Consider the following 15,484-nt stretch of genomic DNA (forward strand, 5'->3'; position numbering starts at 1 on the left):
CAACACGAGGCGCAAGTTGAAAAAGAAGCAACTCAAGGAAACAAGCCTGCTGAAACAAAAGAGTATGCCCTTATCGCAGTAGTAGCTGGTCAAGGTTTAGCAGATATCTTCCGTGCCCAAGGTGTGGATTATGTCATCGAAGGTGGGCAGACGATGAACCCTTCAACAGAAGACTTTATCAAGGCTGTTGAACAGGTCAATGCTCGCAACATCATCTTCTTGCCAAACAACAAAAATATCTTTATGGCAGCTCAGTCTGCGGCTGAAGTGCTTGAACAACCTGCTGTTGTTGTAGAAGCACGTACAATTCCTCAAGGGTTGACCAGTCTTCTTGCCTTTGATCCAAGCAAATCAATCGAAGAAAACAAAGAACGTATGACTGCAGCCCTTGGTGATGTCGTAAGTGGTAGTGTAACAACAGCCGTTCGTGACACGACTATCGATGGTTTGGAAATTCATGAAAATGACAATCTTGGTATGGTAGATGGTAAGATCCTCGTATCAAACCCTGACATGCACCAAACTTTGACTAAAACATTGAAACATATGTTGGATGAAGATAGTGAAATCGTGACTTTCTATGTCGGTGAAGATGGAAGCGAAGAACTTGCCAATGAAATTGCCCAAGAAATCGCAGAAGAATTCGAAGATGTTGAAGTAGAGATTCACCAAGGTCAACAACCTGTATATCCATATCTTTTCAGTGTGGAATAAAATTTAATAGATAAAAAAGAAAGTTGATTTTACAGCTTTCTTTTTTTATGACATTTGTCATATTTCCTAGTGACAGAAGCATCTAGCTCCGCCAATTTCAAAAGTCTATAATTGAAGTATGAAATGGAGAAAGAAGAAATGAAAAATAAAATGATTGTCGCAGTGAGTTTAGTAGCAGCAGGAGTTATGACCTATCTCATGTTTTCAGGATTGGACGAAGGTTTCTACCATTTTCCTTGGGAGCTCTTTGCTGGCTTTGGAATGATGTCTTGGCTTGTCAGAGAAGGTTTGAAATTAGTCAGAGAAGTGAAAAAGGAGTTTGAGGAATGAAAAAAACAATCACCTATCTTTTTATCGGCCTGTCACTCTTGGTATGGTTAGTGGAAATGTTTACTGGTTGGTTTGACCAAACCTTGCTTCGCCAATTCATTCGTGGTTCTTGGGGTTTTGGATTTATGATTTTCGTTGTTTTCCCTATGGGAATGAAGTGGTTGAAAGGAGAATCTCATGACTGTGATTAAAGTTGAGAAATTGAGTAAGAAAATAAAAGACAAGGAGATCTTGCGGAACATCTCCTTTGAAATCAACGATGGTGAATGTGTCGCCTTGATCGGGCCTAACGGAGCAGGAAAAACAACCTTGATTGATTGCCTCTTGGGCGACAAGTTCATGAGCTCAGGTCAGATAGCCATTCAAGGATTTGCACCAACAGATCCTCGATTAAAACAGCTTATTTCTGTCTTACCTCAAGAAAATGCAGTTGTTCAAAGCTTGAAAGTGAAAGAACTTCTATCATTTTTCAAGTCACTTTATCCCGACAGTCTTTCAGACAAAGAAATTGATGACTTGCTGAGATTCTCAGACAAGCAGAAAAATCAGCTAGCGGGCAAGTTGTCTGGTGGGCAAAAACGTTTGTTCTCTTTTGTGTTGTCTTTAATAGGTCGTCCGAAAATTCTATTTTTAGACGAGCCAACTGCTGCCATGGATACCTCAACACGTCAGCATTTTTGGGAAATTGTTAATCGATTAAAGAAAAATGGTGTCACCATTGTCTATTCTTCTCACTACATCGAAGAAGTAGAGCATACGGCTGACCGCATTTTGGTGCTCCATAAGGGAGAATTGATTCGCGATACGACGCCTTATGCTATGCGTGGTGAAGAACAAGAAAAACATTTTACGGTACCTCTAACTTATCAGGAAGTTATCAGAACTTTAGACCAAGTTCAAGAGATTGAAATCAAGCAAAATGCTCTTTCCTTCACAACCAAAGAAGCCAGCCAGGTATGGAAAGTCTTGCAAGAACAGGGCTGCATGATCGAAGAAATTGAAGTTCGCAATCGAACTCTCTTAGACAGTATCTTCGAAACGACTCAAGACTAAAGGAGATTGACGATGAAAAATATGACAAGTCTCATGAAAGTGGAAATCATTCTGATGAAACGGCAAGCAGTCTACTACTTACTATCCATCGGACTTCCAAGTGTGTTTTATCTTATCTTTTCTGGTATGATGTCAGGGTCAGATATTCCAGAAATTGCTCTTCAAGCCTATCTTTTTGCCATGACGCTCTTTAGTATCATGTCAAGTGCTTTTTTCAGTATCCCAAGCACACTCGAGTCTGATAAGACAAACAACTGGCAAAAATTGATTCAACATTCTCCCGTATCTATGGTAGAATATTATGTATCAAAACTGTTCAGTACCCTACTGACTTTCTTGTTATCAATTACAGTTGTCTTTTCAGTTGGTCATTTTGTCCGCGGAGTGACGCTACCTTGGCTTGACTGGATGGTAATTGGTGCTATTTTGCTGATCGGAAGCGTGGTCTTTATCAGCATGGGGGTCTTGGTGAGCTTGCTACCCAGTGCTCAACTGATGACGGTTGTTGGAAATATTGCCTATATTGCTTTGGCTGTTCTAGGTGGACTGTGGTTCCCCTTGGATTCCTTCCCAGAATGGCTCCAATCTATTGGAAAGCTGACTCCAACCTATCAACTGATGCAGGTCGTCTCTACTTATTTGGAACACCATGAATTTAATATTCTTTCTGCCTTGGTTGTGCTAGGCTATACAGTTTTCTTTGGTGTATTGGTCATTCAACTGAAAAAACGGATTGAGGTAAAATAAATCTATGTTGGAAAAATTTAAAAACATTCATTATATGTTTCATATTTCAATAGTGTTTATCATCTTTCCTATAGCGGGTGTCATCGTTGGAGATTACCCGCTTTTAACCTTGCTATGGACCCTACTATTTGTACTTGCCTTCTATTCGGTTTTAATCAGTCAGAATCGCACCGTGCAGTGGCTAGCATGGTGGTCCATGCTTGTCTACATTTTTTATACATCTGTTTGGCTAAGTTCAGGTTTCACATGGTTTATCTTTTATTTATCCAATCTCCTTATTTATGAGCTGGATGAGATTTCTTTTCACTCTTGGCGTTTTGTCAGTTTTATTGTCCTGCAACCATTTATTCTGACCGGAATCTATATGGTCAATCATGTTAGTCCCTGGCAGCTACTCTTTTTCTTGGTGACCTTTATCTTTTCCGATGCAATGACCTTTGGTCTTTATCGAATTCGATTGTCGGAGGACATAAAAGAAGAAAAGATGAAACAAAATGCCAAGCTCAATCTTTTCTTGGCTGAAAACGAACGCAGTCGTATCGGTCAGGATCTTCATGACAGTCTAGGCCATACCTTTGCCATGTTGAGTGTGAAGACGGACCTTGCCCTACAACTTCTTCAAATGCAGGCCTATCCACAGGTGGAAAAGGAATTAAGAGAAATACAGCAAATTAGCAAAGAATCAATGCGTGAAGTTCGTACAATTATCGAAAATCTTAAAACAAGAACCCTTGCTTCCGAATTTGCGACTGTTAAAAAAATGCTGGAAATTGCAGGAATTGAGACAGAAATCAATCACCAACTAGATACAGCTAGCCTAACTCAGGAATTAGAATCAACGGCCTCCATGATTTTACTTGAGTTAGTGACCAATATCATCAAACATGCCAAAGCATCCAAAGCTTACTTGAAATTAGAACGAACAGAGAAAGAACTCATTCTAACAGTGAGAGATGATGGCTGTGGCTTTGCTTCTCTAAAAGGGGATGAACTCCATACTGCTCGAGACCGTGTCCTTCCTTTTTCAGGAGAAGTAAAGGTAATCAGTCAGAAACATCCGACTGAAGTGCAGGTTCGGCTACCTTATAAGGAGAGAAACTAAGATGAAATTACTTGTTGCAGAAGATCAAAGTATGTTGCGAGATGCTATGTGCCAGTTGCTTACCTTTCAACCAGATGTAGATTCTGTCCTACAAGCCAAGGATGGCCAAGAAGCAATCCAACTCTTAGAAAAGGAGCCCGTAGATATCGCCATTCTTGACGTAGAAATGCCTGCTAAGACAGGCCTCGAAGTCTTGGAGTGGATACGAGCAGAAAAGCTAGAAACAAAGGTGGTTGTGGTGACGACCTTCAAGCGCCCCGGCTATTTTGAACGTGCGGTTAAGGCTGGAGTGGATGCTTATGTCTTAAAAGAAAGAAGCATTGCGGACCTCATGCAAACCTTGCACACTGTTCTTGAAGGACGTAAGGAATATTCGCCTGAATTGATGGAAGTGGTGATGACGCACCCCAATCCGTTAACAGAGCAAGAAATCGCTGTTTTAAAGGGAATCGCTCAGGGCTTGTCTAATCAAGAAATCGCAGATCAGCTTTATCTATCAAATGGAACCGTCCGAAACTATGTCACCAATATTCTTTCGAAACTAGATGCTGGTAATCGAACAGAGGCAGCCAACATTGCAAAAGAATCTGGTTGGCTTTGATAAGAAGGGTTAAAAAATTCCGAAACGATAACTTGAATCGAAGGAAATCCATACTAGAAAGGAGGAGGGAAATTGCCTCCTTTTTAGGTTTAGAAAAGCGGTTAGAACTAGTGTCAAAGAGTTAAAAGATCAGAATAAAAATGAAAAATATCTTGACAACGAAGGAAAAATTGTGTTACAATAATAGACGGTACTTTTTACTTTTGGTCTCTCAAAAGTGTACAGGGACGTGCTGACAAATGTTGCAAAAGTACACACAGATGGTAGCTGTCACCAAGTGTATCATCACCAAAAATAAAAAAAACACAGGAGAATGTAGATGCCTACAATTAACCAATTGGTTCGCAAACCGCGTAAATCAAAAGTAGAAAAATCTAAATCACCAGCTTTGAACGTTGGTTACAACAGTCATAAAAAAGTTCAAACAAACGTTTCTTCACCACAAAAACGTGGTGTTGCAACTCGTGTGGGAACAATGACACCTAAAAAACCTAACTCTGCCCTTCGTAAATTCGCTCGTGTACGTTTGAGCAACCTTATCGAAGTTACTGCCTACATCCCAGGTATCGGACACAACTTGCAAGAGCACAGCGTGGTGCTTCTTCGTGGTGGACGTGTAAAAGACCTTCCAGGGGTACGTTACCATATCGTCCGTGGTGCACTTGATACTGCAGGTGTTAACGATCGTAAACAAGGCCGTTCTAAATACGGTACTAAACGTCCAAAAGCATAAGGAAAGGGGATAAAGAGAAATGAGTCGTAAAAATAGAGCTCCAAAACGTGACGTATTGCCAGATCCGCTTTACAATTCACAACTAGTTACTCGTCTTATCAACCGCGTTATGCTTGATGGTAAACGTGGTACAGCTGCTTCAATCGTTTACGGTGCTTTTGAGCAAATCAAAGAAGCTACTGGTAACGATGCACTTGAAGTATTTGAAACAGCTATGGAAAACATCATGCCTGTACTTGAAGTACGTGCACGTCGTGTTGGTGGATCTAACTACCAAGTCCCAGTTGAAGTTCGTCCAGAACGTCGTACAACACTTGGACTTCGTTGGTTGGTAACCATCGCTCGCCTTCGTGGTGAACACACAATGCAAGACCGTCTTGCAAAAGAAATCTTGGATGCTGCGAACAACACTGGTGCAGCAGTTAAGAAACGTGAAGACACTCACCGTATGGCTGAAGCTAACCGTGCCTTCGCACACTTCCGTTGGTAAGAATAAGATACTAAGGGCGTTAAAAAAGCGACTGAAAATTAGGAAGCTTGACGCAGAATCAAAGCTTCTAGGAAAGCTTATCTATTTTCCGAGCTTTTAGCCCGAGTTCAATTGGGTTCAACTCAGCTAACTTAAGCTTTTAGCCCGAGTTCAATTCAATTTGTATACAAGTTGAAACCAACAAAAACAAGATAAACATTGAGAACGGGTAGGTCCTGCCTATCCGTTTTTATTAAAATCGTGTTATAATAGAATAGAAATTAAAATAAATAGGAGAAATAAACCTCATGGCACGCGAATTTTCACTTGAAAAAACTCGTAATATCGGTATCATGGCTCACGTCGATGCCGGTAAAACAACAACTACTGAGCGTATTCTTTACTACACTGGTAAAATCCACAAAATCGGTGAAACTCACGAAGGTGCGTCACAAATGGACTGGATGGAGCAAGAGCAAGAACGTGGTATCACTATCACATCTGCTGCGACAACAGCTCAATGGAACAACCACCGCGTAAACATCATCGACACACCAGGACACGTGGACTTCACAATCGAAGTACAACGTTCTCTTCGTGTATTGGACGGTGCGGTTACTGTTCTTGACTCACAATCAGGTGTTGAGCCTCAAACTGAAACAGTTTGGCGTCAAGCAACTGAGTACGGAGTTCCACGTATCGTATTTGCTAACAAAATGGACAAAATCGGTGCTGACTTCCTTTACTCAGTAAGCACACTTCACGACCGTCTTCAAGCAAACGCACACCCAATCCAATTGCCAATCGGTGCTGAAGATGATTTCCGCGGTATTATCGACTTGATCAAGATGAAAGCTGAAATCTATACTAATGACCTTGGTACAGATATCCTTGAAGAAGATATTCCAGCTGAATACCTTGACCAAGCTCAAGAATACCGTGAAAAATTGGTTGAAGCAGTCGCTGAAACTGATGAAGACTTGATGATGAAATACCTTGAAGGTGAAGAAATCACTAACGAAGAATTGAAAGCTGCTATCCGTAAAGCAACTATCAACGTTGAATTCTTCCCAGTATTGTGTGGTTCTGCCTTCAAGAACAAGGGTGTTCAATTGATGCTTGATGCGGTTATCGACTACCTTCCAAGCCCACTTGACATTCCAGCGATCAAAGGTATTAACCCAGATACAGATGAAGAAGAAACTCGTCCAGCATCTGATGATGAGCCATTCGCAGCTCTTGCCTTCAAGATCATGACTGACCCATTCGTAGGTCGTTTGACATTCTTCCGTGTATACTCAGGTGTTCTCCAATCAGGTTCTTACGTATTGAACACTTCTAAAGGTAAACGTGAACGTATCGGACGTATCCTTCAAATGCACGCTAACAGCCGTCAAGAAATTGACACTGTTTACTCAGGTGATATCGCTGCTGCCGTTGGTTTGAAAGATACAACAACTGGTGACTCATTGACAGATGAAAAAGCTAAAATCATCCTTGAGTCAATCAACGTTCCAGAACCAGTTATCCAATTGATGGTTGAGCCTAAATCTAAAGCTGACCAAGATAAGATGGGTATCGCCCTTCAAAAATTGGCTGAAGAAGATCCAACATTCCGCGTTGAAACAAACGTTGAAACTGGTGAAACAGTTATCTCTGGTATGGGTGAACTTCACCTTGACGTCCTTGTTGACCGTATGCGTCGTGAGTTCAAAGTGGAAGCGAACGTAGGTGCTCCTCAAGTATCTTACCGTGAAACATTCCGCGCTTCTACTCAAGCACGTGGATTCTTCAAACGTCAGTCTGGTGGTAAAGGTCAATTCGGTGATGTATGGATTGAATTTACTCCAAACGAAGAAGGTAAAGGATTCGAATTCGAAAACGCAATCGTCGGTGGTGTGGTTCCTCGTGAATTTATCCCAGCGGTTGAAAAAGGTTTGGTAGAATCTATGGCTAACGGTGTTCTTGCAGGTTACCCAATGGTTGACGTTAAAGCTAAGCTTTACGATGGTTCATACCACGATGTCGACTCATCTGAAACTGCCTTCAAGATCGCGGCTTCACTTGCCCTTAAAGAAGCTGCTAAATCAGCACAACCAGCTATCCTTGAGCCAATGATGCTTGTAACCATCACTGTTCCAGAAGAAAACCTTGGTGATGTTATGGGTCACGTAACTGCTCGTCGTGGACGTGTAGATGGTATGGAAGCACACGGTAACAGCCAAATCGTTCGTGCTTACGTTCCGCTTGCTGAAATGTTCGGTTACGCAACAGTTCTTCGTTCTGCATCTCAAGGACGTGGTACATTCATGATGGTATTTGACCACTACGAAGATGTACCTAAGTCAGTACAAGAAGAAATCATTAAGAAAAATAAAGGTGAAGACTAATCAGTCCTCACTCTAGAAGGAAGTCACTTAGTGGCTTCCTTTTTTTGTCTTTAACTATTCATTTTTGCTGAATATAGTATACGAATTTAATCGCTAAGTGAGAAAATACTAATTCTATCCAGAAAGAAAACATTCTAATTTGATAAATTAAAGTAAATAAAGGTTCCTAATTCCGCAGGAAAGTTAATAAAAATGAAGAAAAGATTCATAAATACACTTTTAGATAGAAAATTCAGAAAATTGACTCTTTTGCCTTGAAAATTTTTGAAAAAATGGTATGATAGTAACAAGCTATTTTTTTAAGAGAAGAGAAAGGGGAACAATGGAGAAAATCAGTTTAGAATCTCCTAAGACGGGGTCGGACCTAGTTTTGGAAACACTTCGGGACTTAGGGATTGATACCATTTTTGGTTATCCTGGTGGTGCGGTCTTACCTTTGTATGATGCGATATACAATTTTAAAGGTATTCGCCACATCTTGGGACGCCATGAGCAAGGTTGTTTGCACGAAGCTGAAGGATATGCCAAATCAACTGGAAAGTTGGGCGTTGCCGTCGTCACGAGTGGGCCGGGAGCAACAAATGCCATTACAGGGATTGCAGATGCCATGAGCGATAGCGTTCCCCTTTTGGTCTTTACAGGTCAGGTTGCGCGAGCTGGGATTGGGAAAGATGCCTTTCAGGAAGCAGACATCGTGGGGATTACCATGCCCATTACCAAATACAATTACCAAGTTCGTGAGACAGCAGATATTCCTCGTATCATTACGGAAGCTGTCCATATCGCAACGACAGGTCGTCCAGGTCCAGTTGTGATTGACTTGCCCAAGGATGTATCAGCCCTAGAGACAGATTTCATCTATTCGCCGGAGGTGAATTTACCAAGTTACCAACCGACACTTGATCCAAATGACATGCAAATCAAGAAAATCTTGAAGCAATTGTCAAAAGCCAAGAAACCTGTTTTGTTAGCAGGGGGCGGTATCAGCTATGCAGAAGCTTCTAAGGAGCTCAATGAATTTGCTGAACGTTACCAAATTCCAGTAGTCACTAGTCTTTTGGGGCAAGGAACCATTGCAACGAGTCATCCGCTCTTCCTAGGGATGGGAGGCATGCACGGTTCTTTCGCAGCCAACATTGCAATGACGGAAGCGGACTTTATGATTAGTATTGGTTGCCGTTTCGATGACCGCTTGACTGGGAACCCTAAGACCTTCGCGAAGAATGCTAAGGTTGCCCATATCGACATTGACCCAGCTGAGATTGGTAAGATTATCAGTGCAGATATTCCTGTAGTGGGGGATGCTAAGAAAGCCTTGCAGATGCTACTGGCAGAACCAACTGTTCATAACAATACTGAAAAGTGGATTGAAAAAGTCACCAAGGACAAGAATCGAGTTCGTTCTTATGATAAGAAAGAACGTGTGGTTCAACCTCAGGCCGTTATTGAACGCATCGGTGAGTTGACGAATGGAGATGCCATTGTTGTCACAGACGTCGGACAACACCAAATGTGGACAGCTCAGTATTATCCTTACCAAAATGAGCGTCAGTTAGTCACTTCAGGTGGTTTGGGTACCATGGGATTCGGAGTTCCTGCAGCTATTGGAGCCAAGATTGCCAATCCAGAAAAAGAAGTCATCCTTTTTGTCGGTGATGGTGGTTTCCAAATGACCAACCAAGAACTAGCGATCCTAAACATCTACAAGGTGCCGATTAAGGTTGTCATGTTGAATAACCACTCACTAGGAATGGTTCGTCAGTGGCAGGAATCCTTCTATGAGGGTAGAACTTCCGAGTCAGTCTTTGATACACTTCCTGACTTCCAGCTGATGGCACAGGCTTACGGTATTAAAAATTATAAATTTGACAATCCAGAAACTATAGAAAAAGATCTAGAGGCTATTCTGGAGGATGTGCCCATGTTTATCGAGGTGGATATTTCTCGTAAGGAACAGGTCTTACCGATGGTACCAGCTGGTAAGAGCAATCATGAGATGTTGGGGGTGAAGTTCCATGCGTAGAATGTTAACAGCTAGATTGCAAAACCGTTCAGGAGTTTTGAATCGTTTTACAGGTGTCCTTTCTCGTCGTCAAGTCAATATTGAGAGTATCTCAGTTGGTGCGACGGAGAACCCCAATGTATCTCGTATCACCATCATTATTGATGTAGCTTCTCATGATGAAGTAGAGCAAATCATTAAACAGCTCAATCGTCAGATTGATGTGATTCGCATTCGTGATATCACAGATAAACCACACTTGGAAAGAGAAGTTATCTTGGTGAAGGTATCTGCTCCTGCTGAAAAGCGTGCAGAAATCTTGGCCATTATCCAACCTTTCCGTGCAACAGTAGTAGATGTGGCTCCAAGCTCAATCACCATCCAGATGACTGGAAATGCTGAAAAGAGTGAAGCTTTATTGCGAGTGATTCGACCATATGGTATTAAAAATATCGCTCGTACGGGTGCAACTGGATTTACCCGCGACTAATACTCTTTGATTTTCAATGAGTATAAAAAATAACTTAAATTTGTTAAACCAGCCTATAAGGCAATAAAAAATAGAAAAGAGAGAAAACTATGGCAGTTCAAATGGAATACGAAAAAGATGTTAAAGTAGCAGCGCTTGACGGTAAAAAAATCGCCGTAATCGGTTATGGTTCACAAGGACATGCGCATGCGCAAAACTTGCGTGACTCAGGTCGTGATGTCATTATCGGTGTGCGTCCAGGTAAATCTTTTGACAAAGCAAAAGAAGACGGATTTGACACTTACACAGTAGCAGAAGCAACTAAATTGGCTGACGTTATCATGATCTTGGCACCAGACGAAATCCAACAAGAATTGTACGAAGCAGAAATCGCTCCAAACTTGGAAGCTGGAAATGCTGTTGGATTTGCTCATGGTTTCAATATCCACTTTGAATTTATCAAAGTTCCTGCAGATGTAGATGTCTTCATGTGTGCTCCTAAAGGACCAGGACATTTGGTACGTCGTACTTACGAAGAAGGATTTGGTGTGCCAGCTCTTTATGCAGTTTACCAAGATGCAACAGGAAATGCGAAAAACATTGCTATGGACTGGTGTAAAGGTGTTGGGGCAGCTCGTGTTGGTTTGCTTGAAACAACTTACAAAGAAGAAACTGAAGAAGATCTCTTTGGTGAACAAGCTGTACTTTGTGGTGGTTTGACTGCCCTTATCGAAGCAGGTTTTGAAGTCTTGACAGAAGCAGGCTATGCCCCAGAATTGGCTTACTTTGAAGTTCTTCACGAAATGAAATTGATCGTTGACTTGATCTATGAAGGTGGATTCAAGAAAATGCGTCAATCTATTTCAAACACTGCTGAATACGGTGACTATGTATCAGGTCCACGTGTGATTACTGAGCAAGTGAAAGAAAACATGAAAGCTGTTTTGGCAGATATCCAAAATGGTAAATTTGCAAATGACTTTGTAAATGACTACAAGGCTGGTCGTCCAAAATTAACTGCTTACCGTGAACAAGCAGCTAACCTTGAAATTGAAAAAGTTGGTGCAGAATTGCGTAAAGCAATGCCTTTCGTTGGTAAAAACGACGACGACGCATTCAAAATCTACAATTAATTCTTGTAAAGAGAGACAGAAGGCGAGTTGGGGGTACCTAACTCGTTTTTTATCTTGAAAAGTATTTGAGGAGGAGACAATGCTAAGTGCAAAAGATGTGGTGAAAGCCCACAAAGTTTTGAGTGGTGTAGTAGTTGATACACCACTAGAATATGATCATTATTTATCAGAAAAATACCAAGCAAAGATTTATCTCAAAAAGGAGAATGCGCAACGAGTTCGCTCTTTTAAGATTCGTGGAGCCTATTATGCCATTTCTCAACTATCAAAAGAAGAACGCGAGCGTGGTGTAGTCTGTGCCTCTGCGGGAAATCATGCCCAAGGTGTCGCCTATACTTGTAATGAGATGAAGATTCCTGCAACAATTTTTATGCCTATTACAACACCGCAACAAAAGATTGGGCAGGTTCGCTTTTTCGGTGGAGAGTTTGTGACGATCAAGTTGGTTGGGGATACCTTTGATGCTTCTGCTAAGGCAGCACAAGAATTTACATTGACAGAAAACCGCACCTTTATCGATCCTTTTGATGATGCGCATGTTCAAGCTGGTCAAGGGACTGTAGCCTATGAAATTCTTGAAGAAGCCCGTAAAGAGTCTATTGATTTTGATACAGTACTTGTACCAGTAGGTGGTGGCGGATTGATTGCCGGTGTTTCTACTTATATTAAGGAAACCAACCCGACTATTGAAGTGATCGGGGTAGAAGCTAATGGTGCTCGCTCTATGAAAGCTGCCTTTGAAGCTGGGGGACCAGTTAAGCTCAAAGAAATTGATAAGTTCGCTGATGGGATAGCCGTACAAAAGGTTGGGCAATTAACCTATGAAGCGACCCGTAAGAATGTTGAAACGCTGATTGGGGTGGACGAGGGCTTGATTTCCGAGACCTTGATTGATCTTTATTCCAAACAAGGTATTGTAGCAGAACCAGCCGGAGCTGCCAGCGTTGCAGCCTTGGAAGTTTTATCAGACTATATCAAAGGCAAGACGATTTGTTGTATCATTTCTGGAGGAAATAACGATATCAACCGAATGCCAGAGATGGAAGAACGTGCCTTGATTTACGATGGCATAAAGCATTACTTTGTAGTGAATTTTCCACAACGTCCAGGAGCTCTACGAGAGTTTGTAAATGACATTTTGGGGCCAAATGATGACATCACTCGTTTTGAATATATCAAACGAGCAAGCAAGGGGACAGGCCCTGTCTTGATTGGGGTAGCCCTTGCCAATAAGCATGACTATGCTGGATTGATTCATCGAATGGAAAAGTTTGACCCATCTTATATTAATTTGAATGGGAACGAAACGTTGTATAATATGCTAGTTTAAGCTAAAATAAAATTATTATCATATTATTTGCGTAATAATGATGATGGTGCTATAATGATGGTGACGAAAGGGGGAGATTCCCATGGTTTTACAAATTTTACTTGTTTTATTATTTTTAGTGGTGATTGCATCAGTGATTATGGTTAGTTCTGTGTATGTGGTTCGACAACAATCTGTCGCTATCATAGAACGCTTTGGTAAATACCAAAAGTTGAGCAATAGTGGTATTCATTTACGAGCTCCTTTTGGAATTGATAGGATTGCGGCAAGAGTTCAACTACGCTTGTTGCAAAGTGAGATTGTTGTAGAGACAAAGACGCAAGATAATGTATTTGTAACGATGAATGTGGCAACTCAGTATCGAGTGAATGAAAATAATGTCACAGACGCTTATTATAAATTGATGCGTCCAGAAGCCCAAATTAAATCCTATATTGAAGATGCTTTGCGTTCATCTGTACCAAAGCTAACCCTAGATGAGTTGTTTGAGAAGAAGGATGAAATCGCCTTAGAAGTTCAAAAACAAGTGGCTGAAGAAATGTCTACATATGGGTATATCATTGTCAAAACGCTGATTACTAAGGTTGAACCTGATGCTGAAGTAAAACAATCAATGAATGAAATTAACGCGGCTCAACGTAAGAGAGTGGCGGCGCAAGAACTTGCTGAAGCAGATAAGATTAAAATCGTGACCGCAGCAGAAGCAGAAGCAGAAAAAGATCGCCTACATGGTGTAGGGATTGCAGAACAGCGTAAAGCAATTGTTGACGGACTAGCTGATTCTATCCAAGAGTTAAAGGGAGCCAATGTTGAGCTAACTGAAGAACAAATCATGTCTATCCTATTAACGAACCAGTATTTAGATACGTTGAATAATTTTGCAGATAAAGAGGGTAATAATACAATCTTCCTACCAGCAAATCCTAATGGAGTCGAGGACATAAGAACTCATATATTATCGGCTTTAAAAGCCAAATAAAAATATGCAGAATAATATAGTTACGACGAATATATGTTTTTTTATTGATAAACGAAATAAAAACGTATACAATTAAGTATTGTAAAGAATAATTTAGGAGAAGAACATGGCTAAGTCGAACTTTGAAAAAGTAGAAGCAGTTGTTGGCTGGGTTCGTGATAAGAAAATCACAGGCTACCGTATCTCTAAAGAAACGAATGCGCGTGAAATGTCTATCATTGCTCTAGCACAAGGACGCGCAAAAGTTAAAAATATTTCATTTGAAACAGCTCTTGGTTTAATCGATTTCTATGAAAAAAATCATGAAAAATTTGAAGATTAAACTGTGGTCACAGGCAGATTCCTGAATCGAGTCTGCCTTTTCTTTACAATTACAAATTAAAAAGACTGCATAAAGAATGCAGTCTTTGTTTATTAGCTGAGATAACGTTGAAGAAATTCTTTTGTCCGTTTTTCTTTAGGGTTCGTGAAGAGGTCTTCTGGTTTGCCTTCTTCAGCAATGACGCCCTTATCCATAAAGATGACACGGTGAGAGACATCGCGAGCGAATTCCATTTCGTGGGTTACAACGATCATGGTCAAGCCTTCTTGAGCCAAATCCTGCATAATTTTGAGGACTTCTCCGACCATTTCAGGGTCAAGGGCAGATGTTGGTTCGTCGAAGAGAATGGCGTCAGGATTCATGGAGAGGGCGCGGGCGATAGCCACGCGTTGTTTTTGTCCCCCTGAGAGTTGTTTGGGCTTGGCTTGCCAGTAACGTTCTCCCATACCGACTTTTTCGAGATTCTCTTTGGCAATTTTCTCAGCTTCAGAGTGGTCGCGTTTGAGTACAGTCGTTTGAGCAACGATCGTATTTTCAAGGACATTCAGATTTTCAAAGAGATTGAAAGATTGGAAAACCATACCGAGTTTTTCACGATAATGGGTGAGGTTATAGCCTTTTTCTAAGACATTTTCTCCTCGATAGAGAATCTCTCCCTCTGTAGGTGTCTCTAGTAAATTAATCGAACGAAGGAAGGTTGATTTTCCGCTTCCTGAGCTCCCGATGATGGAAATAACCTCTCCTTTATGGACGGCGAGAGAAATGTCTTTTAGCACTTCGTTTTGCCCATATGATTTTTTGAGGTGTTTGATTTCAAGGATTGGTTGTGTCATTTTTTCAAATCCTCCGTTTGCATTTGGTTAGCACCTGTAGTGTAAGTATCCATGTCCATACGACGCTCGATGAAGCGTAGGATACGGGTCACAGTAAAGGTGAGGACAAAGTAAATCACGGCGATGATGGTAAAGGTCTGGAAGTATTGATAGGTTTGTGTTGCTACAGTATTTCCTGAGAAATAAAGCTCAACAACTGAAATAACGTTCAATACAGAGGTATCTTTGATATTGATGACAAACTCATTACCAGTAGCAGGTAGAATATTACGGACAA

Annotated in this window: 16 protein-coding genes and 2 pseudogenes; 16 read left to right on the forward strand and 2 right to left on the reverse strand. The window is 41.1% G+C overall.

What is annotated here, in order from left to right:
- The 16 genes and pseudogenes from GMD6S_RS06340 to GMD6S_RS06415 all read left to right on the forward strand — a co-directional run.
- Positions 1-714, forward strand: a pseudogene (locus GMD6S_RS06340) (hypothetical protein); the annotation flags it as partial.
- Between the two features lie 123 nt (positions 715-837).
- The gene (locus tag GMD6S_RS06345; protein ID WP_000409926.1) at positions 838-1,044 is read left to right on the forward strand and encodes a hypothetical protein; all 207 of its coding nucleotides are present in this window, start codon (positions 838-840) and stop codon (positions 1,042-1,044) included.
- Positions 1,041-1,235: a hypothetical protein gene (locus GMD6S_RS06350; RefSeq protein WP_000751344.1), complete on the forward strand. Its 195-nt coding sequence runs from the start codon at positions 1,041-1,043 to the stop codon at positions 1,233-1,235. The genes GMD6S_RS06345 and GMD6S_RS06350 overlap by 4 nt, the downstream gene beginning before the upstream one ends.
- Positions 1,222-2,097 (forward strand): ABC transporter ATP-binding protein, encoded by an 876-nt coding sequence (locus GMD6S_RS06355; protein WP_000216040.1) that lies wholly within the window; start codon positions 1,222-1,224, stop codon positions 2,095-2,097. The genes GMD6S_RS06350 and GMD6S_RS06355 overlap by 14 nt, the downstream gene beginning before the upstream one ends.
- Before the next feature lie 12 nt (positions 2,098-2,109).
- Complete coding sequence (locus GMD6S_RS06360) at positions 2,110-2,844, forward strand: ABC transporter permease (RefSeq protein WP_000794227.1); 735 nt, start codon at positions 2,110-2,112, stop codon at positions 2,842-2,844.
- A 4-nt stretch (positions 2,845-2,848) separates the two neighbouring features.
- On the forward strand, positions 2,849-3,946 hold the full coding sequence (locus GMD6S_RS06365; protein ID WP_000890234.1) for a sensor histidine kinase: 1,098 nt from the start codon (positions 2,849-2,851) through the stop codon (positions 3,944-3,946).
- Position 3,947: 1 nt separating this feature from the next.
- The gene (locus tag GMD6S_RS06370) at positions 3,948-4,547 is read left to right on the forward strand and encodes a response regulator transcription factor (RefSeq protein WP_000772057.1); all 600 of its coding nucleotides are present in this window, start codon (positions 3,948-3,950) and stop codon (positions 4,545-4,547) included.
- A 319-nt stretch (positions 4,548-4,866) separates the two neighbouring features.
- A complete protein-coding gene (gene rpsL, locus GMD6S_RS06375) occupies positions 4,867-5,280 on the forward strand; it encodes a 30S ribosomal protein S12 (RefSeq protein ID WP_001142332.1) in 414 nt (137 codons plus the stop codon).
- Positions 5,281-5,299: 19 nt separating this feature from the next.
- Entirely contained in the window at positions 5,300-5,770 is a 471-nt protein-coding gene (gene rpsG / locus GMD6S_RS06380; RefSeq protein WP_000087873.1) for a 30S ribosomal protein S7, read from the forward strand.
- Positions 5,771-6,057: 287 nt separating this feature from the next.
- A complete protein-coding gene (fusA, locus tag GMD6S_RS06385; protein WP_000090335.1) occupies positions 6,058-8,139 on the forward strand; it encodes an elongation factor G in 2,082 nt (693 codons plus the stop codon).
- A 322-nt stretch (positions 8,140-8,461) separates the two neighbouring features.
- Complete coding sequence (locus tag GMD6S_RS06390; RefSeq protein WP_000411742.1) at positions 8,462-10,162, forward strand: acetolactate synthase large subunit; 1,701 nt, start codon at positions 8,462-8,464, stop codon at positions 10,160-10,162.
- Entirely contained in the window at positions 10,155-10,631 is a 477-nt protein-coding gene (gene ilvN, locus GMD6S_RS06395; RefSeq protein WP_001253813.1) for an acetolactate synthase small subunit, read from the forward strand. The genes GMD6S_RS06390 and ilvN overlap by 8 nt, the downstream gene beginning before the upstream one ends.
- An 89-nt stretch (positions 10,632-10,720) precedes the next feature.
- On the forward strand, positions 10,721-11,743 hold the full coding sequence (gene ilvC / locus GMD6S_RS06400; RefSeq protein WP_000290683.1) for a ketol-acid reductoisomerase: 1,023 nt from the start codon (positions 10,721-10,723) through the stop codon (positions 11,741-11,743).
- 79 nt (positions 11,744-11,822) lie between these two features.
- Entirely contained in the window at positions 11,823-13,073 is a 1,251-nt protein-coding gene (gene ilvA / locus GMD6S_RS06405) for a threonine ammonia-lyase IlvA (RefSeq protein WP_000947300.1), read from the forward strand.
- Positions 13,074-13,155: 82 nt separating this feature from the next.
- Positions 13,156-14,052, forward strand: coding sequence for an SPFH domain-containing protein (locus tag GMD6S_RS06410; RefSeq protein WP_000244062.1), 897 nt, complete (start codon positions 13,156-13,158; stop codon positions 14,050-14,052).
- Between the two features lie 106 nt (positions 14,053-14,158).
- A complete protein-coding gene (locus GMD6S_RS06415) occupies positions 14,159-14,374 on the forward strand; it encodes a capsule biosynthesis transcriptional regulator (protein WP_001130031.1) in 216 nt (71 codons plus the stop codon).
- A 92-nt stretch (positions 14,375-14,466) separates the two neighbouring features.
- Here the strand turns inward: GMD6S_RS06415 and GMD6S_RS06420 are convergent, their stop codons facing one another.
- Together GMD6S_RS06420 and GMD6S_RS06425 are read right to left on the reverse strand one after the other, a co-directional pair.
- The gene (locus GMD6S_RS06420; RefSeq protein WP_000193348.1) at positions 14,467-15,207 is read right to left on the reverse strand and encodes an amino acid ABC transporter ATP-binding protein; all 741 of its coding nucleotides are present in this window, start codon (positions 15,205-15,207) and stop codon (positions 14,467-14,469) included.
- Positions 15,204-15,484 (reverse strand): annotated as a pseudogene (locus GMD6S_RS06425) (glutamine ABC transporter substrate-binding protein); the annotation flags it as partial. The pseudogene GMD6S_RS06425 and the gene GMD6S_RS06420, both read right to left, overlap by 4 nt.

Source organism: Streptococcus sp. GMD6S (assembly GCF_000297015.1).